The organism is Streptomyces sp. NPDC001980, from assembly GCF_040296885.1.
Lineage (GTDB): Bacteria > Actinomycetota > Actinomycetes > Streptomycetales > Streptomycetaceae > Streptomyces.
The window spans coordinates 42145-63310 of sequence record NZ_JBEOYD010000053.1 but is presented as its reverse complement, the minus strand read 5'-3'; the positions used below and the strand labels follow the sequence as shown (position 1 = coordinate 63310).

Genomic DNA, 21166 nt, shown 5'->3' with positions numbered 1-21166 from the left:
TCCGCCTACCCGACGGCCTGCTTCCGGCTCCCGGAGACCCGGTCGACCCTGCCCTTCATGGCCCTCAGCCGTCCCGCCAGTCAACGTCCGGCGACAGTGCGTGTCAACGCGACGCCGACCCGAGGAGTACGGTGGGCGGAACGAGGGTGCGTCGTGCCTATCCGACAGGTCGTCACCAGCACACCACCCATCCCAGGGGCAGTCCGTGACCCCGGCCGCATCTCCGTCCCAGCGGCCTTCACCGAGGTCAGGGTCCCCTCCATGCAGCCCAGCCCCGTTCACGCCCGCCCCGCCGGACACCGCCTCGCAGGTCCGAGGCCACGAAGCGGGCTTCCTTGCGTACGGCCCGACCGCCCTGCTGTGGGCGGGACCTGCGCGCATCGCGCTGTTCCACCGCGTGGCCCGGAGCGTCGATTCGCTGTGCCACGTGCTCGCTGAAAGCGCCACCCGCACCCGACGGCAACCACGCACCCACCCAAGGAAGTTGGCAGCAGCCTCATGACCACCGCACTGCAACCACCGCTTCCCTCCCACCCCGTCCTCCGCCTGCGGCTGGCGCCCCGCAGCGACCTGCCCCGGTCCATCGACGGAGCATGGTGGCCGCGCTCCTACGACCTCCTCGTGGAACTCCCGCGGCTGCTGGCCGGGTTGCCGCCCGAGTGGGGCCATATCACCAGTGCCACCGTCAAGGGGGCGGTGTGGTCCACGGCGCCCGGCCGGATACTCGTCTCCAACCAGGTCGTACGACTGCGCAGAGCCCTGGCGGCGAACGCCCCGCACACCGTCGTCCTGCTCGCCCCCGGCCGAGGGCGCTGGGACCTTGCGGTCGTGCCTCCGGACACCACCGAGGACGCCGCCGAACCGCTCATGGCGGCCGCGGCGGGCACCCTCGCGGAAGGCTGACCCTGGCGTCCGTCACATCCCCGCCGGTCTTCCCGTCCTGATCAACCCACACGCACCCGCCCGGTTCCCGGCGACCACCGGGCCGCCGGGGCGGGCCAGGCCGGGAGTACGGTGGAGAGACCGAGGGCATACCGCGCACCGCCTCCGACACCGGTGCCGCTCTCGGGGATCCACGACGCCGGGTCGGCCTTCGCCCGTGCCCGGGGCAGGGTTGCTCATGCCCGCGCACATGTTCCTCCCGATGACCTTGACCCTCCCTGCCCTCCAACCCGCACGCGGCAGGCCGCGCACGCGCCTGCCCAACTCACCGAAGGCGGAGAGCCGCTCCTCACCCGAGGTGGCGGAACGCGTCCGCCCGCTGTCCCGTTGCCAGGTCGCGGACCGCCTGCAGGAGCTGGGTGACCTGTACGCGGAGACCTCCGGTGGCGACGCGTGGGCCTGGAACCAGGCGCGTGCCACCTTCCTGCTCCATCTCACGGCCGACTCCCGACGACCGGGGTTCTCGCTGCTGATCGCGGAGACCACCACCCTGGCCGGATACGCCTACGGCTTCCCCACGGCCGGCGCGGGTCCGTGGTGGACGGGGTTCGGCGGACGCGTCGGGGGGAGTCTGCTTCGCCGCGCCACCTCCGGTGGGCTCTTCGTCGTCTCCGGAATCGTGGTGCCGCCTCGGGTGCGCCGGGAGTACAAGGACCAGGTCTGGAACCTCGCCCGGCGCCTGCAACGGCGGCTGCTCGCCGACCACGGCGCCGCGCTCGGCGTCACGCTGGTGGACGCCCGGGACGCCAGGACGGTCGAGACCATGCGGTCGTGGGGCTGGCGGGACGCAGGAGACGACACCGTTCCGGCCGTGCGACTGGCCGTGCCGCCGGGTCCGTTCCGCCTTCTGGTACTGGCTCCGGGGACGTGAGCGGCCGCCTCCTTATGGATCACATCTCGGCCCCGGTCAGAGGCAGGGGCAGGCGCAGGGCGAGAAGGGCGATGTCGTCGGTGCTGCCGGGCGGCATCCGGGCCGCGAGCTGGTCACACAGCGTGTCCAGACGTTCGTGGGCGAGGGTGAGGGCGTGGCGGCGCAGTCGGCCGAGCCCGGTGTCCAGGTCGCTGCCGGGAGACTCGATCAGGCCGTCGGTGTAGAGCAGGAGCGTGGACCCCGGCGGCAGGGCGTGGTCGGCGCTCGGCCGATGGCTGCCGCCGCCGAGGTCGGTCCCGAGGATCAGTCCCTGCCCGGCTTCAAGGTACTGCGCGTTCCCGTCGGGGGTCAGCAGCAGGGGCGGCGGGTGCCCGGCACTGGTCCAGCGCAGCGTCCAGGGGCCGGTCTCCGGGCCCTCCACCCGGGCGAGGACGAGGGTGGCCATCGACACGGTCGTGATGGCGTGCAGGGCGTCGTCGAGGCGGTCCACGACGGCACCGGTCGGCCCGGTGTGGTCCCAGGCGAGGGAGCGCAGGACACCCTGCAACTGCGCCATGCCGGCCGCGGCGGTCAGATCGTGGCCCACGACGTCGCCGATGACCAGGGCGAGCGTGCCGTCCCTCAGCGTGAACGCGTCGTACCAGTCGCCGCCGACCTGCGAGCCGGCCGGCGCGGGCTGGTACCGGGCCGCCAGCTGGATCCGGCCGTGCTCGGGCAGCGGGGGGAGGAGGTTGCGTTGCATGGCCTCGGCGACCGCGCGCTGCCGGCCGAACCGGCGGGCGTTGTCGATGACCAGGCCGACCCGGCGGCCGATGTCGCTCACCACGTCCAGATCGCCGGTGTCGAAGGGCCGTGCCGCGTCGGTGCGCACCAGTGTCAGGGCACCGGTGACCTGCCGTCGGCTCCCCAGCGGCACCGTGATGACGGAGGCCGCGCCGGTTGCTCTGAGGAAGGCGTCGTGGACGGTGGCCAGCGGCGAGTCGGACGGTGCGTCCGGGGCCGCCCGGTCCTGGAGGACGGGAGCGCCTCCGTTCAGCACCTGGACCAGCGGCGAGTGGACCGCCTCCCCGGCAGGGGGCAGCTGACCACGCCAGTCCTCCTGCCCTGCGGCACGGCCCTCGGGGCCGGTCACCGCCACCCGGTGCACCTGACGGGAGCCGACCCGCAGGTCCACCGCGGCCCAGTCGGCGAGGCGGGGAACCAGCAACCGGCTCAACCGGGCGAGAGCCTCGTCGACTTCCAGGGTCTGGCCGAGCACGTCGGTGATCTCCGCCACGAGCGTCAGCCGCTCGGTGAGACTCTCCAGAGCGCTCGTACGAGCGGCTCGTTCCTCCTGTTCTCCCCGCTCCGCCTGTTCCCACAGCTCCGCACGTTCCGCATGTTCCGCACGTTCCGCGCGTTCCCTGGGGGCACCCCGGTCCGCCACCGTCTCGACGATCAGCACGACCATGCCCGGAGAGGCGCCGGAGACGTCGTCGTCCGTCAGCGGCGTGGCCGACCAGGAGATCGGGATCAGCCGTCCGTCGGCCCGCAGACACCTGTCGTCGTCCCCGCGTGCCGGACGGCCCTCGGCCAGCGCCCGCAGCAGCGGGCAGCGCTCTCGCGGGACGAGGGCGCCTCCCGGGTCCCGATGGCACAGGTCATGCAGGTCCCGCCCGTACACCATCGCTGCCGGGCGGCCCAGCAGCCGCTCGGCGGCCGGGTTGACCGCGACGATCCGCCCGGCCGGGTCGATCACGGCCACGGCCGTGCCCACCTGCTCGACCACCTGCTGCCACAGACCTGGCTCCACCGCCGACAGCCGCCTCTCGTGCTCTCCGCCGGACCTCAAGCCCTCGACCGCACCGCCACCGTCCTTCCCGCAACGACCGCACCGACCGCACCACGGCCCGGGCCACCGGGCCACCGGGCCGCAGAGACGTCGGTGCCCCGATGGTCGATGGTCCCCCGCCGAGTACCCGCCCGCACGGCCGACACGACAGTGCCTCCGCGACACCCCGGTACGGCCACTCCGGCCGGGCCTGTCGGTGCCGGGGTGCATCCCCTGCACCGCCGCAGACATGCCACACGGCTGCTCGCGAAGCAGCGTCCGGTGCCAGAGGCTGGGGCGATGACAGAACCTGTTCAGGAACCAGGAGAGTCAACGCCGTTCGGCGTGGAGCGCGATCCTGCCCGGGTGGTCGCGTTCAGCGACGCCGTCATCGCCATCGCCATCACACTGCTCGTCCTGGAGATCCACCCGCCGCACGACACCCGCCACCTGTTGCACGGCCTCGCCACGCTCTGGCCGTCCTACCTGGCCTACGCAGTCACCTTCATGCTGATCGGGCAGGTGTGGGCCAACCATCACATCATGTTCGACCACATCCGCAGCGCCGACCGGGTGGTCCTGTTCCTCAACACCGTGCTGCTGATGGACGTCGCGTTCCTGCCCTTCGCCGCCTCCGTACTGGCCGAAGCGCTCCGCGACGGACACGGGCAGCGCATCGCCGTCGTCCTGCACGGCATCACGTTCGAACTCGCGGCCCTTCTCTTCAACGTCATCTGGTGGTATGCCCGTCATGATCGTCGGCTACTCACCACCACCATCGATGCGGCCGGTGCGACAGCCATCGGCCGACGTTTCCAGCTCGCCCTTGTCTGGCTCGGCACCGGAACCCTGCTCGGTGCTCTGCTTCCGGTGGTCGGCATGGCCGTGATCGGCGCTTTCATCCTCTATTACTGGCTGCCCATCGCGGGCGAGATCGCCAAGGTGAGGCGTCGACGTGGCGGCGCGGATCAGACGTGACGGCCGGAGGTGTCACCCGGCTGCACCGTGGGGGGTGCGCTGGTAGTGGCGCCTTGCCTTCATCCGGTTGCGACGCCACACCTCCGGGCGCAGCGACACCCATACGTCACCGGTCGAGATCCTGGTACTCCTTCGCGGGCACGCCGATGTCCGAGAAGACCTCCCGTGCCTGCTGCCTCATCAGTTCGGCGGCGGCGCCGTCGGTCGTCCGGTGGGCGCGCGCGAGCGCCATGAGCGTGCGGGCCTCGCCGGGTCGGTGGCCGGTCTCGCGGTGTACGGCCAGGGCCTCCTGGCCCAAGTCGACGGCTGTGGCGTGTGCTCCCTCGGACTCCGCTGCTTCCGACAGCGCTGTCAGGGCCTGGCCCTCCACCACCCGGAAGGAGTGGTCGCGGGCCAGACGCAGTGCCTGTTCGGCATGGCTGCGGGCCTCGCCATGACGGCCCAGTTGCCTGTGAGTGAGGGAGAGGCTCACGAGGCTGTCCGCCTCGGCTCGTTTGAATCTCGCCTCGCGGGCCAGGGCGAGAGCCTGCTCGTCAGCCTGAAGAGCCTGTTCCTGATGTGCCAGTTTGCGGTGGGCGGCGGCCACCGTGTTGAGGATGCCGGACTGAATCCATTGGCGTCCTGTGTGTTTGACCGTGGCGAAGGCATGCTCGGCCAGTATCAGCGCCTCGTCCGGGCGGCCGAGCTCGATATTGATCTTCGCGATGGCGTCGAGCATCATGGCGCGGCCTGGGCGATAGGGGCCCCTCTTGCCCGTGGCCACCGCGGGGCGGAGGACGTCGAGGCCGTCGGTGAGACGGCCGAGTTCCCAGTAGACCCAGCCCAGAATCTGCAGGGCCCCGCTCTTGTTCGACCGGGCGAGCTCTTCCTTGGTGTCGATGGTGCGTTCGAGGTGATCGGCAGCCTCGTGCAGCCGGCCCAGGTCCCGGCAGGTCATGGCGAGGCCGACCACCCCGAACCCGTCGAAGTAGCGGTTACCGGCTTCCCGGAAACCGCGCAGGGCGGCGGTGAAACACTCGTGCGCCTTGTCGAGGCGCGCCATGCTCCATTCCATGAAGCCTCGGACGCCGAGGCCGGCTGCCTCGCCTGTTGCCCAACCGAGCTGCCGGCTGATGTCCAGTGTGCGTTCGCCGTGCTCCATCGCCTGCCTGGCATGCCCCCGGTCCCACTTGATCACGCCGAGGCTGGTGTGCATGGCCGCCTGGCCGAACAGGTCGCCTTCAGCCGTGGCCACGCCCAGCGCCATCTCTGCCATGGTCTGCCACGTCGCCCGCGGCAGGTGGAGCCAGAAATAGCCGAACAGCGCGTTGGCCAGGTGCCAGGCGACGGGGCGCGGCCCGTGGCGACCGGCGTGGTTGATGACGGCGAGCAGGTTCGCCATCTCCGTCTCCAACCACCTGTCGGCTCCGGAGGCCGACGGCATGCCCGGGTACCCGCCCGGGTGGAGGTCGGAGGGCAGCTCCGGTAAGAGCCAGGTTCCCGCGGCCCAGCGGGTGGCGTTCAGGTACCAGATCAGGAGCCGGTCCAGCGCAGCGTCGCGATCGACGGCCGCTTCCTCCGCCAGCGCCCGCTCCTGCGCGTACTCGCGAAGCAAATCATGGAACCGGTAACGCCCCACCGTGACCGGTTCGATCAGGTGGGCTGCGGCCAGCTCTCCGAGCAGGCGCCGGGCCCGCGACGGCGGAGCGTCCAGAAGGGCCGCCGCGACCTCGGCGGTGAACTCCGCCCCCGGGGACAGGCCGAGCATGCGGAACAGCCGGCGTGCGCCGGTTGAAAGGTCCTGGTACGAGACCGAAAAGGCCGTGTACAAGGGCGAGTTGACCCCGCCTTCCGGCTCCAGGGCCTGCAGCCTGTTGCCCTCGGTCATCTCAGCAACCAGGTCGGCCGCCCGCAGGCCCGGATCGCCCGCCAGCCTGGCGGCCGCCACGCGCAACGCCAGCGGAAGGCTGCCGCACAGCCGGATCAGTTCGCCGATCGCACGCTCGTCGGCGGCAACCCGGTCTGCGCCGAGGGTTCGTCTCAGCAGCGCGTGAGCCTCGTCCGGCCGGAGGAGGCCCAGCGGCAGGGCGTGGGCACCGTCGTGGGCGACGAGGTCGCCGAGGCGGTTGCGGCTGGTGACGACGACACAGCAGGTCGGGCTGGACGGCAGCAGCGGACGCACCTGCTCGGCCGAGGCCGCGTTGTCCAGCAGGACGAGCATGCGCCGGTCGGCCAGCAAGGTCCGGAACACCCGGCCTTGGGCCTCGTGGCGCGGAGGGATCTCCGACGCCGTGAGCCCCATGCCGCGGAGGAGCCCCTCAAGCGCCTCGCCGGGCTCCAGGGGCTGCCGGTCGTGGTCGAAGCCGTGGAGGTTGACGTAGAGCTGACCGTCCGGAAAGTGGTCGCGGACCTGATGGGCCCAGTGCACGGCCAGCGCGGTCTTGCCGATGCCGGCGGCGCCACCGATGGCGGAGATGACCACGGTGTTCGCAGCCGTCTGGTGCTGTGTGGGCGGCAGCAGGGCGTGGAGCCGCGCGAGTTCGCCCGTGCGGCCGGCGAAGCCCGGTGTGTCGTGCGGGAGTTCGGCGGGCACGAGGATCTCGCGCGGCCTGGTGAGCCAGGGCTGGGAAGTTGCCGACGGACGCAGGAGGAAGGCGTCGTCCTGGCGCAGCATCGCTTCGTGCACCCGGCGCAGTTCCTCACCGGGATCGGCTCCGAGCTCGTCACGCAGCCGTACGCGTATGTCCTCGTAGACCTTGAGCGCTTCCGCCTGACGTCCGCAGCCGTACAGGGCCCGCATGCGTAGCGCTGTCAGCGCTTCGTCGTAGCGGTCAGCCACCGACCATGCCGACAATGCGCCGAGGCCGTCGAGTGCCTCGGCGAATCGGCGCAGCAGGATCATGCACTTGAGTCGCTCCAGCCGGAGCGTCCGCCTGCGCTCCTCCAGCCGCTGCCGCTCTTCCTGCGCGAACGGTCCCGGCAGGTTGGCGAGGGGCTCGCCCCGGAACAACTCGACGGCCGCGGACAACTGCACCGCCGCCGCGACCAGATCGCCCGAGGCGACGGTCCGCAGTGCCTCGTCGCCCTGCACGTCCAGATCCGCCGTGTCGAGGCGGACTCCCTCGACCACGAAGCGGTACCAGCCCTTTCCGCTGCGGATCACCGACTCCGCGGGCTGAATGCCCTCCGGATCAAGGGCCCTGCGTAACGAATTGACGTGAGTCGGCAGCACCTTGTGACCGCCCGCAGGCGGCTCTGGTCCCCATACCGCGTCGAGCAGCCGCTCGTGACTGACCGCGGCCCCTCGGCGCAGCAGCAGCGCGGCCAGTACGGCCTGCCGCTTGACCGGGCCCAGTTGGAGGGGCGTGGCGCCCCTCCAGGCTCGTAAGGGCCCGAGCACCTCGAATCGAAGCAACTGAGGAGATCCCCCGTCCACCGCGAAGCCTCCGCTCCCGTAAGTCATCGAAATTTCATCAGCATTGCAGCACCCCCGGCCATGGTGATGGAAACGACATCGCACAACCCGCACAACCGAACGGGAGGATCGAGTGATCGAAGTGGAATTGGTGGCCACCGCGTTGGCCACGGGGGTGGCGCCCGGACTCCCCGACACCTCACGCGGGGTCATCGACGACCTCCACGCCGCGCTGCGAGAGGCAGTCCGCCGGCGGTTGGGCGGTGGCGAAAACGGCGTGCGGGGCGGCTACGGCGTACGGGTGCTGGACGCGTACGAGACGGACCCCGACGTGTGGAGGGCCCGCCTGCTCCAGGTTCTGACAGCCTCCAGGGCGGACATGGACGAGGAGATCCTCATGGCGGCCCGCGCCGTGGTCCGCGCGGATCGCCGGGCGGACCACGTCATCGTGGACGCTGTCGGCTCCTGACGCGGGCTTCCCCGACGTGCCGACCCGGGCTCCTGCGCTCGCCGACCTGGATAGCTTCTGACCTGGGCACATGCGCTCCGGTATGGCGTCCGGGGGTGTGGGATCGCACCGCTGTCGACCGTGGTTTGCCGGTCGTAAGGGCATGCTAGGGACACGTCGTCGACTCGGAGTCGTGGACGACCGCTCTACGTGGCCGGCGGGCGACCGAGTTCGGGAATCGAGCGTTGGCCGGGAGGTGCTGGGATGCGGTGGTGGGCCGGGGGATGGATGGTCGCCGTGGTGGTCGTCCTGGCGGGATGCCACGCGTCGGAAGCCGGCGGATCGGTGGGAGAACCGTCGGAGAACGACAACTCGGCGGGGCCGTCGGCCAGTGCGTCGACGCACGCGCCGGCAGCGCCGTCCGCGAGCCGGACCGGGGGAAGCCCGTCGGTGTCGGCCACCAGTCCCTCCCCTGCGCCGGAGAGCTGTGCCGCTGGGCATGCGGAGGTCACCGTCAGTCCTGGTGACGCGGTCGAACAGCGGCTCTGCGCACGGCCCGGGACTGTGGTGTCGCTGGTCCTGCGGCCTCGCACGGATGACAGGCGGTGGACAGCCGTGCGGAGTTCCGCGCCGGTTCTCGTCCTGGCGTCCGGATGGCGGGTGGACGCGGACGGTACGTCCCACGCCTCGCTGCGGTGTGCGGGGACCCGGGCCGGTGCGGCCGAGGTCACCGCGTCGGCGAAGGCGCCGGATGTGGCGGGTGCGGCGAGGGTCGCCTTTACGCTGCACGTGAACGTGGTGCCGTACCCGACGCAGGGGTGACCCCGGCACTCCGGGACCACCCCTGCGACGTCACCGCGTCAGTGGCAGTCGCGCACGTCGATCGTGTAGATGCCGCGGCCGTGGGTCGCCGCGTACAGCGTCCTGCCGTCCGGGCTCAGCTTGAGCTGGAGCACGGCGACGGCCGGGAGGTTCCCGACCCGCTGCCAGGTCGTACGGCCCGGCGCGCGGTAGACGACGCCGAGGTCGGTGGCGACGGCGAGGCCGCCGTTCGGCGTGACGACCGCGGAGTCGGTCGGCACGTCGGGGAGGTTCTTCGAGATGTCCTTCCAGGTGGTTCCGCCGTCGGTCGACTCGAAGACGTGGCCGACGCCGGCGCCGGGGCCTTCGGTCCAGTGCCGGGAGAAGCCGTTGACCGCGAGGTAGACGTGGTCGGCGTTCTTGGGGTCGACGGCGAAGCCGGCGAGGTAGCGGTTGGGTACGGTGCCGTCCGCGCCGGTGGCCGGGAGGCTGATGTCGTGCCAGCCGGTCCCGTCCGCGTTGCCGACGGAGATGCCGCGGGCGAAGCCCTGGTTGTTGCAGGGCCCGCACCAGGCCGCGTACACCTTGCCGCCCGAGGCCGCGACGGCGGTCGCGGTACGCCCGGCGCCGAGGTCGTACACGCTGGTCCACTCGTCGCCGCTGCGGATGGCGTAGCCGTGGGTCTGGACCCAGATGTGGCGGCCGCCGGCGATCCAGGTCGAGCTGTTCTTCGCGTCGGCCGTGATCGGGGCGATGAAGCGGGCCTCGCCGGTCGCGTTGTCGGCGGGAGCCACGTTGTACGACGTGATCTTGCCCGGGTCGGTGACCCAACTCCCGTCGTTCACGGCGCAGTTCTGGGTCACCTGGATGGCGAGGTAGACGTACTCCTCCGCGATGTTGCAGCCGTTGGCCGGGTCGGTGAGGGTGTCGCCGCCGTCGCCGCCGAAGTTGGACCCCATGACGGTGTCGTTGCTGCGCAGGATGGACTGGCCGTTGTCCTGCAGGCCCCCGGTGACGGACACCCCGCCGTAGGTCAGGTCCTTGCCGACGCCCACCGAGTAGTACTGGAGGGTGTCGATGGTGCCGTCGTTGAGCGAGGTCCAGTCGGTGGCGTGCCCGGAGGCGTCCTGTGAACCGTTGAGCGGGCGCTTGTAGACGCCGCCGTCGTTGCCGACGTAGACGAAGCTCTTGCCGTGGTAGCTGCCGATCGCGACGCCGTGCTGGTCGGAGTGGGTGGTCGGGCTGCAGTCGCCCGTCTGCTTGGCCGGGTCGATGCTCCAGCAGGGGAAACCGAAGTTCCAGTACGGGCCGACCGTGGACCAGGTGCTGCCGCCGTCCTTGGTCTCGTAGACCTCTTCGAGGCCGGCGTAGACGTGATCCGCGTTCGCCGGGTCGACGGTCAGGAACTGGTTGTACCAGGCCTGCACGCCGGGCATGTAGCCGCTGGAGGTGAGCGCCGAGCCGTCGGCGGCCAGGCCCTGGTAGTCGGCGATCTTCGTCCACGGGCCGGTGGGAGAACCGGACTTGGAGACGTAGATGCCCTCCAGACCGCTGTCCGGGTTGGTGTTCAGCTGCTCCGGGGACTGGTCGATGGCGTAGTAGCGGGAGCCGTCGGCGGAGCGGGCGAAGGTGACGTTGCCGACGTCGTCCGCGTCGGCGGGCAGGTCGCCCAGGCCGCTGGTGATCCGGGTCCAGGTGCCGTCCGCGCCCTTGGTGTAGAAGCCGTTGTAGTCGTCACCGCTGCGCCAGCCGACCGCGAGGACCACCTTGGAGGGGTCCTTCGGGTCGATCGCGATGTCGTTGGCGATGTTCTTGTACGCGGCCGAGTCGTCGTGCGCGAGCGAACCGCCCGGCAGATAGTCGGGGTTGGGTGCGAACTCCAGCTTCCAGGCGCCGCTGAGCCTCTTCGTGGAGTGGCTCCAGACGCCCTCGCTGGTCGCCGCCCACACCTTGCCGCCGCCGAAGCGCAGTTCGTGGATGGTGGTGGACTCCAGCTCGTCGCCGCCGACCCGGCTGCGGGAGGAGAAGGTGCCATGGCGGGGGTTCGACAGGACGTAGACGCCGCTGCCGAGATACGCGTCCGCGTTGGTCGTCGCCTCGCCCGTGCCCAGCCACAGCCGCCCGGCGCCGTCCAGCGCGAGCGCGCCGGTGGACTGCGAGGGCAACTTGTCGCTGATGGGCTGCCAGTGACCGCCACCGGTGTGCGAGCGCCACACTCCGCCGCCCGCGCTGCCCGCGTACACGTACCCGTCGTCGTCGGCGGCCATCGCCGCCATCCGGCCGGTGACATCACCCGAGCCGCCGCTGGAGTTGGAGTCGTAGTCGCGGTAGCGCGGGTCGTCGGAGTTGTACGGCAGGTCGGTGATGTTGCGCCACCTGCCGCCGGTGCTCGGCAGGTTGGTCAGACTCGTCCAGGCGGCGCCGTACGCGCCCGGTGCGACGATGCCGGGTGAGGTGCGGGCCTCGGCGTACTGGTCCGCACCCTCGGCTATCTCGTCGGCCTCGTTGCCGTCGTCACCGCCGCCGTCGTCGTCCCCGGCTTTCGCCTCTGGGCTGACAGTACCCACCGACTGCCCTCGCTGGGCGGCCAGTTGAGCCAGTGCCCGGGCCCCGAAGGGGCTGCTGTCTCCGCCGGGCGCGGCGCCGGCGGGTATCGCCACGAGTGCGGCGGATGCGGTGATGGCACAGATCGTGAACCAACGTCTCTTGCGGGTCGGTACTGACACCAGGTCCTCCCGAACGGGCACGGATACAGCCGTCGGGGACGACCCGACCACCGGAGGCAGGAGGAGTCCGGCACTTGGACAGCCCTTGACCAGAACCTGTCACTATCGATGGCCGGAAGTCGACCGGCCCCGCCGCACCTTCGCAGGCCCCGCCGCGCCTTCGCAGGCCCCGCCGCGCCTTCGCAGGCCCCGCCGCGCCTTCGCAGGCCCCGCCGCGCCTTCGCAGGCCGCTCCGGGTCAGAGGGCCGCGGTCCGCCCGCGGGCGACGACCGGCAGCACACCGGCGAGGACCGCCGCGATGCCGCCGGAGACCAGCAGCGGGAGGTGGCCGTCGGTGCCCCAGGCAAGCCCGGCCCACACGCCCGCGAGCAGGACGGCGGCGCCGGTGGCGCCCTGGTAGAGGCCCTGCGCGGTGCCCTGCTGGTGGTCGGGGACGAGCGTGGAGATCCAGGCCTTGCCGACGCCGTCGGTGCAGGCCGCGAAACCGCCGTAGAGCGGCAGCACCACGAACACCGCCCAGGGGCTGTGGATCAGGCCGAGACCCAGGTAGCCGATCGCGAAGAAGGCCAGACCGGCGGCGAAGACCAGCGGGCGCGGCAGTCGGTCGGACAGCGCCCCCGCGGGGTAGGACAGGGCGGCGTACACGAGGTTGTAGACCGCGTACGCGCCCACCACCCCGGCCGTCGAGAGGCCCAGGTCGTGCGCACGCAACAGCAGCAGGGCGTCAGGGAAGTTGACGAGGTTGAAGGCGAGCAGCACCCCGAGAACCCGCCAGTAGGGGCGGGGCAGGGACCGCCAGGGTGTGCGGGCGGCCCGCGCCGAGGAGCCGCCCGCCCCGTCGGTTCGGGGGTCACGGACGGCGGTGACCAGCGCGACCGACGCGACGGCGGGGATCACGGCGATCCAGAACAGCGGGCGCAGCCGGTGGTCGAGCGCCTCGTACAGGACCAGCCCGACGAGCGGGCCGACCACCGCGCCGGCGGTGTCGGCGGCCCGGTGCAGGCCGAACACCTTGCCGCGCTGTCCGTTCGGAACGCCCTCGACGAGCAGGGCGTCGCGAGGCGCCCCGCGCATGCCCTTGCCGAGCCGGTCGGTGACCCTGGCGACGAGCACCATCGGCCACGCGGTCGCGAGCGCGATCAGCAGCTTGCCCACCGCGGCCAGCCCGTATCCCGCACCGATCAGCGGACGACGGGCGAACCGGTCGGCCAGGCGCCCGGCGGCCACCTTGGTGATCGAGGCGGCCCCCTCGGCCGCTCCCTCGATGGCGCCGACCGCGACGGGCGGGGCGCCGAGCACCACGGTCAGGAAGATCGGCAGGATGGGATAGAGGAGTTCGCTGGCCGCGTCCTGGAAAAACGACACGCCGCACAGCACCTGCACGTTGCGGGTCAGCCAGGCGGGGCGGCGTCCGGTCGGTCGCGGGGCGCTGCTGGGTTCTGTCACGGGTACACGATCTCCAGGAAGCGGTCGAGCGCCATGGTGACGTCGGCCGGGATGAGGGCTGTCGCGGCGACCAGAGCCGCCTCGCGAACGGACACCGACGTGATCTTCTCCCCCTCGACCGACGGGACGTGCGGCCCGTACGTCGCTCGGGCCGCCACAGGACGTTCCGGATCCTGCCCGACAACCTCCCTCCTCAGTGCAGACCGGCACTGTTGACAGCCCGACGGAGGCGAATGGAGACGCGGGGCAGCTCTTCGTCGCCGGCGATGCCGCAGACCTCGCCGAGGAGGCGCGCGGAGAAGTCGTGCGCACCGCCTCGGAGGTGGTTGCCGGTGCTGTCGTCGCCCTTCCCGCAGCTCCGCTGGGCGCGGGGTTCGTCGGCCCGGTCGATCTGGTCCCGGTTGTACGGATCGCGTCCCGCCTCGGTGCGCAGCAGCGCCACCGCGCGGGCCGCCTGAGCCTCCAGGTGCGGCAGGAAGTCGGCCGCGCCGGGGTCGAGGAACTCGTACCGGGCGAGGTTCACGGGCCGCCCGGGGTCGGCGAAGACCGGGTCGTACAGGGCGCGGCCGAGCCGGTTGGTGGCCAGGATGTCCAGGCGGCCGTTGCGGATGAACGCCGGGGCCTCGGTCATCGCGTCGAGCAGGTGCTGCAGGCTGGGGCGGATCGGCTGCGCGGCCCGTCGGCGGGTGGGGCGGCGCGTGGTGTTCGCGGTGCGCGCGAGGTCGTCCAGGTGGGCGCGCTCGGCCTCGTCGAGCTGGAGGGCGCACTGGACGCCTCCCTGCGCAGGCTCGGCGCGTTCGGCACCAGCCAGCGCGACCGCCGGCTCCAGGGCGGCGCCCAGGCCCTCGGCGACCTCATCGGCACCGGGTCCGACCACCACGCCGGCCGCCTGCAGACCGAGGACCTTCACTTCGGGACTCCGAGTACGACCGGTTCGCGGCGAAGAACAGGGCTGAACATGCCGGGGACGACAGGGGGTTCCCGTCGTGGGCCACAGCCCCGGCAGCCGACCGGCGTCCGCTGATCTCACCTGGCCGACCCGCCCGGGCACCACCGGGACCGTACGCGCCGACCGCTTCGGCGGGCAGGGCTCGCGCTCGTCATGGCCGCCGTCGTCACGCCGACCACCACATCACGCCGGCCACCACGCCGGTCGGGACCGATGACGGCCGGAACGTTCGCGCCGACCACCCGGGTGACGGCGATGAAGAAGAAGCGTCGGCCGTCACCGAGGGGGGATCGTGTCCTCATGGCCCGGTGCCGGCCCGTCCTGGTCGCCGGGTTCGGCGGTCCAGGTGATGTGCGGGGGCTCGACGCGTGCGCACAGGGGGCCGCCGTCCACGTCGGTCAGACCGAGACGGCCGACCAGCAGGCCGCGGTGCGCGGCGGCGGCGAGTACGTCGGCGGGGACGGCGTCGAGCATGAGCTTGGCGCGGCGGAACATGGTGAAGACGCCCGAGTCGTCGACCGTGCCCCAGGACAGGTAGACGAACCGGCGGCCCAGACGGTCCTGCACGTACGGGCCCGTCACATCGATGCCGTCGGGTGTGGCGGTCGCGGTGCACTCCAGGGTCCAGGTCGCGGACGCGGCGTCGCCGGGATGTGGTTCGAGGAGTTCGGCCGGACGGTCGCGGCGTTGCACGGCGACGTGGATGTCGGCGTACGCGGGGCCGTCGCTGCCCGCGGGAGCGGGGCGGGTGCGGCCGGGCAGGTCGACGGCCTCGATACGGATACGCATACCCGCCATCATCTGCCCACGGTCGGTGCGGCGGACGGAAAGGTGGTCGCTCAGGGCTGTTCGTTGTTCTTCGCCGGGGCGAACAGCAGGGCCATGCCGTGCCGGAAGGGCATGGTGGACGGGGCGGTGCGGGGGCCTTCCGGGCCGGTCCAGGGGCGGGGTGCAGGTGCGGGGTACGTGGACCGGCCGGCGTGCACGGTCGCGTGCGGCCGCTTCGATCCGGCGAGGCGTGGACCCGCAGCACCCACCAGGGCCGGCGCGCCTTCGCCGCGAGCTCAGTCGAGGGCGGCGAGATGGTCGGCGTCGCCGCCTCGCCACTCGATGAGGAAGATGGTCGCGTCGTCGCTCGTGGTGCCGCCGCGTTCCTGTTTCAGGGCGTGGGAGAGGGCTCGCACCACCGCCCGTACCTCGGTGCGTCGGCGGAGGACCCGGTTGGTCCACTCGACGAGCTGCTCCTCACCGAACTGTTCCCCGCCGGCATGGTGCTCCTCGATCAGGCCGTCGGTGAAGCACAGCAGCCGGTCCCCGGGGCGCAGCATCCGCTCGCTGACCACCGGCTCCTCACCACCGAAGCCGACCGGCAACGTGGTCGGGCTCTCCAGCCGGTCCACCACGGCGCGGTCCCGGATCAGGAACGGGGCCGGGTGGCCGGCGTTGACCCAGCGCAGCCGTCCTGTGGCGATGTTCAGAACCATCATCTGCGCGGTGACGAAGTGGTCGGGGCCGAACTGCTCACCGATGGCCCTGTCCATGAACGCGTACACCCGGGACAGATCCGTGTCGGACCGCCGCGTGTGGCGGTAGGCGCCGATGGCCACCGTCGCCATGGTCGCGGCATCCAGTCCGTGGCCCATCGCGTCGATCATGGCCACGTGCAGGATGTCGCCGTTGAGGGCGTAGTCGAAGCTGTCTCCGGCCACGTCGTAGGCGGGCTCCAGGATTCCGGCCACCTCGACCTGGGGAACGGTCATCGACAGCGGAGGCAGCAACGACCACTGGATCTCCGCGGCCACGCTCATCGGGGCGCTGCGGCGGGCCTGGAAGAACAGGTCGGTGTAGGCGTCCTTGGTGACGATCATGTCCGCGACCAGACCGGCGAGTCTGCGGAGCAGTCGCCGGTCGTCGTCATCGACCCTGTCCAGGGTGACGGCCATCGCCCCGATCTGGTCGCTGCCGTCCAGCAGCGGCAGGTACATCCGCACGCTGCCGTCCTGTGGCACCTCCACCGTTCTGCGGCTCAGGAACGCCTCGCCGGCGGGCGAGTCCTCGACCGACTCCGGGCCGCCGACCCTCAGCCTCCGGCCCGGCAGCGGCACCAGCAGCACCTGTTCGTAGTCCTGCAGGAGGATGGAGACGTCCCGCCCCCCGACCCTGGCCACCTCCTCCGCGACGAGTGGGGCGATCAACTCCGGCGGCATCTCGTGGGCCCGGTCCAGCAGCACACCCAGCAGTCGTTCGCCGAACCCCTCCGACCGGTCCACCCCGATCCCGCCCGGCCTCTGCCCATCGTCCGTCATCGCTGCTTGCTTCCCTTCGTCCCGGGACGCGATATGCCCGGGAAACCCGTGGGGCGGCCGTGTCCACACGGTGTTCGCCAGGGCGGCCCGGCGCCCCGGCCCCGTCGAACCGCGGCCGGTGCGGGGCGGTGCCGGCCGGAGCGGCGCCGGCGCCTTCACCACCCGACCGCCTGCCCCGACTCAGGGTGTCCCGACGCAACGCACACCCCTGCCCTCTCGGATCCACCCGGCGGTCCTCGGCGATCGGCGTGGCACAACGCCGTGGACCGGCCCAGGCTTGCATCGCCGACTGGTCCGACGAGCCGATTACGCCATAGGCGGCACGTCGGCCGGTGCGCGGGCCGGGTCCGGAGTGCGGGTCCGATCGAACCGGGCCTACGGTGGCCATGGCCTGCTTCCGACGGCGCGCCGGTCGTCATCCAACGACCCCGGCGTAGGCACACCGGGGTCGCCCTTCCAGGCCGGTCGCACGTGAGAGTGTGCCGACCCGCTTTCACCCTATGCCTGATGCGCATTTCGGGCATCAAGGGTTTCGTGCGCAGCTCGGGCCCCCGGCAATCCGCGGTCTTCCCGCCCGGTCCGTTCGGCTTGTCCGAGGAGTACGCTGAAATGACCGAGGATATTTCGCGCACCGGCCACCACGCTCGTGTCGTTTTCGGCGATTGAACAGTCCGGGCCGACCGCGGTCGGCCCGGGGCAGGGTTCGCGTGATGACTGCGACCATCTCCTTCTCGCCGACAGTTCCCTTCTCGCCGACACTCGAAGACCGGTTGTCGCCGTCCGCTCCGTCTCCGCCGCCCGCTCCCTCTTCGTCTCCGCTCCGCCTGTCGCTGGCTCCCGTGGGTCCCGCACCGGCTCTCCTGGACGGCGCATGGTGGCCCCGCTCCCGTGATCTCGGGGTGGAACTCCCCGCCCTGACCGCCGTGTTGGATCCACTGTGGGGGCGGATCACCCGGGTCGCGGTGAATCCCACCCACTGGCCGGTCGTTCCGCGCAAGGTGTCCGTGGCCGGGCATGTGGTGAAGGTGAGCTGGTTCCTGCCCGAACAGGACCCGCACGAACTCCTGTTGCTCTCCTACCGCGTGGGCCGGTGGAACCTGCTGGTGATACCGCCGCGGACGGATCAGGTCTCGGCCGCCTGGCTGATGACCGCCGCGAGCGACCCGCTGGGTACGTCGACCGCGAGCCGGCTGATGGAGGAGGCGGCGCGTCTGCGGACGGTGTCCGAGACCGACCGGGCCGTGGAGGCGGTCTGGGACTCCGAGGGCGGACACGGGGCCCGCGATCCGGCCGCACGGCCACGGATCCCGGCGGTCGCGGCCACGGTCGGGGACCGAGCCGCCGCACCCGCCGCGGCCTCGAACCGACCGTTGGGGATGTGAGGACCGTGGAGACCTTCGTGACCGTTGTCGTCGTCATGGCGATGATCGCTTTGGGCGTGCTCCTCATCCACCTGCTCGACCGGCGGCACAGCGACGGCATCACCGCTTTCCACCGCGGCCCCTCCCCGACGACCGCGCGGACACGCCGCCCCTGGAAGGAAACGGGTGAGTCCCCGTGATCCCCCTGGCGCGGTCACGCCACCTCGGCCTCGACGCGGGCGCCCGGGACGACAGGCCCGGCCGTCTGGCCGTCGAAGGCCGTACCGTCCGTGCCGTCCGCACCGCCACCGGCGTCACCCCCGCCGACCGGACTCGTGTACCGGCCGACGCTCCCCGCCGGTAGCCCCCGATCGCACGCCGCGCAGTCCGTAGCCAGCAGCCGACTCCAGGAACCCGGTTCATCAACTCGGTTCACCGCACCGGGAGTTCCTTTCACCCGTCACCGCGCACGGCCACTCCACCCACACTCCTGGCATCCGAACAGAGGATCCATGCCCCTTCCACAACTGAACGTCTACCGGCGCGACCGCGACACCCGCGCTCTGATCACCCTCGTGGGAGAGATCGACCTCGCCACGGCACCGCAGGTGAGCGAGGCGCTGGCCGAGTGCCTGAGCGACGGCATCCGCAGCATCGACGTCGACCTCACGGCGGTCACCTTCTGCGACGCCAGCGGACTCAACGCCTTCCTCACGGCGTTCCGGCTTGTCACGGATGCCGGTACGGCCCTGCGACTGCACTACCCGTCACGGGCCATGGCCCGGGTCATCGAGATCACCGGCTCCGGGTTCCTGCTTCACCCGGTACTCACCGGTCGCGCACGACCGCGCCGGATTCCCGCCGCCGCGGGCGCTGCGCCGTGACACGGCCGGGATGCCGCAGGGCGGTCGCGCACAGCATGGCGTCGATGGCGTATTTGTGGCCGTGCAGCCCCGCTGCGCGCAGCAAAGCCGCAGCGGATTGCGCGACGGCCTGACTTCCGACGTAGAAGACATCGAGCTGCTCACCGCCGTGCATCCACGCGTGAGCACGGAAAAGGTCTGACCCAAGGCGCCGTCAGGGTGTACGGAGGAAATGCCGCCCCAGCTGGAGCGGCCAAGAAACCCCCGGCAACGGTTTGGACGTCCTCCCGTCGCCTCGGCCGACCTGGGTGTGTTCTCGTGTCCGCCGCAGTCACACCGCTGTCGACCACCACGGCCCGACCATGCGGGGAGACGGGGGCTACTTGTTCTTGCCGTTGCCCTGGCCGCCGTTCGCCTGGCTGTTGGCGGACGCGTTGCCGGAAGCGCCGGTGTCGCCCGCCGTGCCGTTGGCGGAGTTCGCGGCACCCTTGCCGGACTTGCCCGCACCGGCCGAGTGGCTCGGCTTGGCCGTCTCTCGTGTCAGCTGCTCGGAGCAGTAGGCGGCAACCTTGTCCGCACCGCCGGCCGCCGCGACCAGTCGCTGCCAGGCCGTCGCAGCCAGCGCCTTGCCATGGCCCTGGACGTGCTCGTAGGCACGGCAGTGGGCTTCGGTGTCCTGGGCGGTGGCGGGCCGGTCCGTCGGCCGAGCACTACCGGACGGGTGGGACGCGGCCCCGCCGACCGCCCGGTGCGAGGCGGTCGCCGACGGGGGCGTCGTTCCCCGGCCGTCGCCCGCGCCCTCGCCGGCGGAACCGGCGGAACCGATGGCCGCGACCGCCACACCACCCAGGGCGAGGCTGGCGAAGACCACGCCGAACGTCAGTTTCGCCGGGCGCCGGGCCCGCCGCTCGGCCGTCGGCCGCCAGTCGTCCCGGCGCCGGGTACGTGCGCGATGCGCACCCGAGGCGCGGGCGGCCCGGAATGCGGCCACGGCCTGCCGCTCGCCCTGGGACGCGAGATCGTCTGCCCGGACGGCGGCGGCCAGTGCCGTTTCCAGCGCGGCGTCGTCACCCGCGTCCCGGGGGTCGGACGGGGCGCCGCCGGGCTGCACACGTCGACGGCCCTGTACCCCGTCACCGCCCAGCCGTTCACCCATGTCCGTTTCCGTTCCCGTCCGACCGCTTCGATTCGTCCGCTGCTCCGGATCCGGCGCCTGCCGGTCGGTCCTGCCGCGGTTGTCGTTCATGTCGACTCCCCCAGCGCGCGGGAAGCCACATCCGTCACACCCTCCTCGACTTCGCTACCGATGCCCAGCTGACGGCCGAGGCGTTTCAGGCCCCGGTGCGCGGCCGTGCGCACCGCGCCCGGTCGCTTGCCCAGGGCGCGCGCGGCAGCGGGTCCGTCCAGACCGACCACGACCCGCAGGAGCACGGCCTCGGCCTGGTCCCGCGGCAGTCCGCGGATCAGCTCCAGGGCGCGCTCGGTGGAGAGGGACTCCAGGGCCTGCTCATGGGTGTTGTGCGGGCCGGCCAGATCCAGTACGTCCTGGTCGGTACCGCCGGCCTGGGGCCGCACCCGCCGGCGACGCAGGTGGTCCAGTGCCCGGTGCCGGGCGATGGTCGCGGTCCAGCCGCGGAAGCCGGCGCCGTCGCCCTGGAACCGCCCGAGGTCGCGGGCTATCTCCAGCCAGGCGTCGGACGCCACGTCCTCCGCCTCGTCGCCGACGATGCCGCGAAGGTAGCCGAGCAGGCCCGGCTGCACGATCCGGTAGGCGACCGCGAAGGCGGCCTCGTCGCCGTCCTGGGCTCGCGCGACCGCCGCGCCCAGTTCCCCGTCGTACTCCTGCACGCGCCGGGGTTGCCGTACCTGGCCCAAGATTGCCCTCGTTCGCACCGATCACAGCCGAGTCCACGTCGTCCGCCGTGCTCCGGTCGCACCGACGGCCCCATGGTGACCAGCGCACGCGCTCACAGAAATGTCACAACGGCACAGGAGTCCCCGCGGTATCACCCGTCTCCCAGCGCTCAGCACTCCTGCCCCGCTACGGCGGGAGGACCGCGGAGCCCGAGACGGCGCGTGCGTTCGCCGTGGCGCACCGGGAGCTGCGGGAGTTCTACGCGCACACGGCCGCGTGCGGGAACGCGGTGGTGAAGTGCCGTTCATGTGAGTGTCCGGAGTGGGACATATGACGGTCCGAGGCGGGAGGTGTAACAGTTTCGGCCAGCTGCGCTCTTTCCATGCGGACGACCATGTCGCTCGGCCAGGAGAGGA

General features: G+C 71.8%; 22 protein-coding genes and 1 pseudogene. 10 read left to right on the top strand and 13 right to left on the bottom strand.

What is annotated here, in order from left to right; genetic code table 11:
• The first annotated feature begins 498 nt into the window (after nucleotides 1-498).
• Together ABT137_RS45010 and ABT137_RS45005 are read left to right on the top strand one after the other, a co-directional pair.
• The gene (locus ABT137_RS45010) at nucleotides 499-903 is read left to right on the top strand and encodes a DUF5994 family protein (protein WP_351718439.1); all 405 of its coding nucleotides are present in this window, start codon (nucleotides 499-501) and stop codon (nucleotides 901-903) included.
• A gap of 241 nt (nucleotides 904-1144) precedes the next feature.
• On the top strand, nucleotides 1145-1813 hold the full coding sequence (locus ABT137_RS45005; protein ID WP_351718438.1) for a hypothetical protein: 669 nt from the start codon (nucleotides 1145-1147) through the stop codon (nucleotides 1811-1813).
• Between the two features lie 19 nt (nucleotides 1814-1832).
• Here ABT137_RS45005 and ABT137_RS45000 read toward each other — a convergent pair whose 3' ends face one another.
• Nucleotides 1833-3605, bottom strand: a complete 1773-nt coding sequence (locus ABT137_RS45000; RefSeq protein WP_351718436.1) for a SpoIIE family protein phosphatase — start codon at nucleotides 3603-3605, stop codon at nucleotides 1833-1835.
• A 363-nt stretch (nucleotides 3606-3968) separates the two neighbouring features.
• On the opposite strand from ABT137_RS45000, the gene ABT137_RS44995 reads away from it, so the two are divergent.
• Nucleotides 3969-4601, top strand: coding sequence for a TMEM175 family protein (locus tag ABT137_RS44995; RefSeq protein ID WP_351718434.1), 633 nt, complete (start codon nucleotides 3969-3971; stop codon nucleotides 4599-4601).
• Nucleotides 4602-4707: 106 nt separating this feature from the next.
• Here ABT137_RS44995 and ABT137_RS44990 read toward each other — a convergent pair whose 3' ends face one another.
• Complete coding sequence (locus tag ABT137_RS44990; RefSeq protein ID WP_351718433.1) at nucleotides 4708-8166, bottom strand: AfsR/SARP family transcriptional regulator; 3459 nt, start codon at nucleotides 8164-8166, stop codon at nucleotides 4708-4710.
• Between ABT137_RS44990 and ABT137_RS44985 the strand changes: the two genes are divergently transcribed.
• The gene (locus tag ABT137_RS44985; RefSeq protein ID WP_351718432.1) at nucleotides 8147-8464 is read left to right on the top strand and encodes a hypothetical protein; all 318 of its coding nucleotides are present in this window, start codon (nucleotides 8147-8149) and stop codon (nucleotides 8462-8464) included. The two genes, ABT137_RS44990 and ABT137_RS44985, sit on opposite strands and share 20 nt — an antisense overlap.
• A 185-nt stretch (nucleotides 8465-8649) precedes the next feature.
• Here the strand turns inward: ABT137_RS44985 and ABT137_RS44980 are convergent, their stop codons facing one another.
• Nucleotides 8650-8904, bottom strand: a complete 255-nt coding sequence (locus ABT137_RS44980) for a hypothetical protein (protein ID WP_351718431.1) — start codon at nucleotides 8902-8904, stop codon at nucleotides 8650-8652.
• A 154-nt stretch (nucleotides 8905-9058) separates the two neighbouring features.
• Here ABT137_RS44980 and ABT137_RS44975 point away from each other — a divergent pair, with 154 nt between their 5' ends.
• Nucleotides 9059-9265, top strand: a complete 207-nt coding sequence (locus ABT137_RS44975) for an acetyl-CoA synthetase (RefSeq protein WP_351718430.1) — start codon at nucleotides 9059-9061, stop codon at nucleotides 9263-9265.
• A gap of 38 nt (nucleotides 9266-9303) precedes the next feature.
• Here ABT137_RS44975 and ABT137_RS44970 read toward each other — a convergent pair whose 3' ends face one another.
• From ABT137_RS44970 to ABT137_RS44940, 7 genes are all read right to left on the bottom strand, one after another.
• Nucleotides 9304-11970 (bottom strand): WD40/YVTN/BNR-like repeat-containing protein, encoded by a 2667-nt coding sequence (locus ABT137_RS44970; RefSeq protein WP_351718428.1) that lies wholly within the window; start codon nucleotides 11968-11970, stop codon nucleotides 9304-9306.
• Between the two features lie 237 nt (nucleotides 11971-12207).
• On the bottom strand, nucleotides 12208-13416 hold the full coding sequence (locus tag ABT137_RS44965; RefSeq protein ID WP_351718426.1) for an MFS transporter: 1209 nt from the start codon (nucleotides 13414-13416) through the stop codon (nucleotides 12208-12210).
• The gene (locus ABT137_RS44960) at nucleotides 13413-13574 is read right to left on the bottom strand and encodes a hypothetical protein (RefSeq protein WP_351718423.1); all 162 of its coding nucleotides are present in this window, start codon (nucleotides 13572-13574) and stop codon (nucleotides 13413-13415) included. The genes ABT137_RS44965 and ABT137_RS44960 overlap by 4 nt, the downstream gene beginning before the upstream one ends.
• A 35-nt stretch (nucleotides 13575-13609) precedes the next feature.
• The gene (locus ABT137_RS44955; RefSeq protein ID WP_351718421.1) at nucleotides 13610-14326 is read right to left on the bottom strand and encodes an MmyB family transcriptional regulator; all 717 of its coding nucleotides are present in this window, start codon (nucleotides 14324-14326) and stop codon (nucleotides 13610-13612) included.
• Between the two features lie 315 nt (nucleotides 14327-14641).
• Nucleotides 14642-15154 carry a DUF5990 family protein gene (locus tag ABT137_RS44950; protein WP_351718418.1) on the bottom strand — a complete coding sequence of 171 codons (513 nt, stop codon included), beginning with the start codon at nucleotides 15152-15154 and terminating at the stop codon, nucleotides 14642-14644.
• A 50-nt stretch (nucleotides 15155-15204) separates the two neighbouring features.
• Nucleotides 15205-15402, bottom strand: coding sequence for a hypothetical protein (locus tag ABT137_RS44945; protein ID WP_351718416.1), 198 nt, complete (start codon nucleotides 15400-15402; stop codon nucleotides 15205-15207).
• Nucleotides 15403-15429: 27 nt separating this feature from the next.
• On the bottom strand, nucleotides 15430-16671 hold the full coding sequence (locus ABT137_RS44940; protein ID WP_351718414.1) for a PP2C family protein-serine/threonine phosphatase: 1242 nt from the start codon (nucleotides 16669-16671) through the stop codon (nucleotides 15430-15432).
• 507 nt (nucleotides 16672-17178) lie between these two features.
• Between ABT137_RS44940 and ABT137_RS44935 the strand changes: the two genes are divergently transcribed.
• From ABT137_RS44935 to ABT137_RS44915, 5 genes are all read left to right on the top strand, one after another.
• Nucleotides 17179-17337: a hypothetical protein gene (locus ABT137_RS44935; RefSeq protein WP_351718412.1), complete on the top strand. Its 159-nt coding sequence runs from the start codon at nucleotides 17179-17181 to the stop codon at nucleotides 17335-17337.
• A 44-nt stretch (nucleotides 17338-17381) separates the two neighbouring features.
• Nucleotides 17382-18053 (top strand): DUF5994 family protein, encoded by a 672-nt coding sequence (locus ABT137_RS44930; RefSeq protein WP_351718409.1) that lies wholly within the window; start codon nucleotides 17382-17384, stop codon nucleotides 18051-18053.
• Between the two features lie 17 nt (nucleotides 18054-18070).
• The gene (locus tag ABT137_RS44925) at nucleotides 18071-18232 is read left to right on the top strand and encodes a hypothetical protein (RefSeq protein ID WP_351718408.1); all 162 of its coding nucleotides are present in this window, start codon (nucleotides 18071-18073) and stop codon (nucleotides 18230-18232) included.
• Nucleotides 18229-18396, top strand: coding sequence for a hypothetical protein (locus tag ABT137_RS44920; protein WP_351718405.1), 168 nt, complete (start codon nucleotides 18229-18231; stop codon nucleotides 18394-18396). Before ABT137_RS44925 ends, ABT137_RS44920 begins: the two co-directional genes overlap by 4 nt.
• A 148-nt stretch (nucleotides 18397-18544) precedes the next feature.
• Nucleotides 18545-18916: an STAS domain-containing protein gene (locus tag ABT137_RS44915; protein ID WP_351718402.1), complete on the top strand. Its 372-nt coding sequence runs from the start codon at nucleotides 18545-18547 to the stop codon at nucleotides 18914-18916.
• On the opposite strand, the pseudogene ABT137_RS51165 reads toward ABT137_RS44915, so the two are convergent.
• The 3 genes and pseudogenes from ABT137_RS51165 to ABT137_RS44900 all read right to left on the bottom strand — a co-directional run.
• Nucleotides 18861-19031 (bottom strand): annotated as a pseudogene (locus ABT137_RS51165) (DNA-binding protein); the annotation flags it as partial. The gene ABT137_RS44915 and the pseudogene ABT137_RS51165 sit on opposite strands and share 56 nt — an antisense overlap.
• Before the next feature lie 243 nt (nucleotides 19032-19274).
• Nucleotides 19275-20051: a hypothetical protein gene (locus ABT137_RS44905; protein ID WP_351718399.1), complete on the bottom strand. Its 777-nt coding sequence runs from the start codon at nucleotides 20049-20051 to the stop codon at nucleotides 19275-19277.
• A gap of 86 nt (nucleotides 20052-20137) precedes the next feature.
• Nucleotides 20138-20770: an RNA polymerase sigma factor gene (locus tag ABT137_RS44900; RefSeq protein WP_351718397.1), complete on the bottom strand. Its 633-nt coding sequence runs from the start codon at nucleotides 20768-20770 to the stop codon at nucleotides 20138-20140.
• Between the last annotated feature and the right edge of the window lie 396 nt (nucleotides 20771-21166).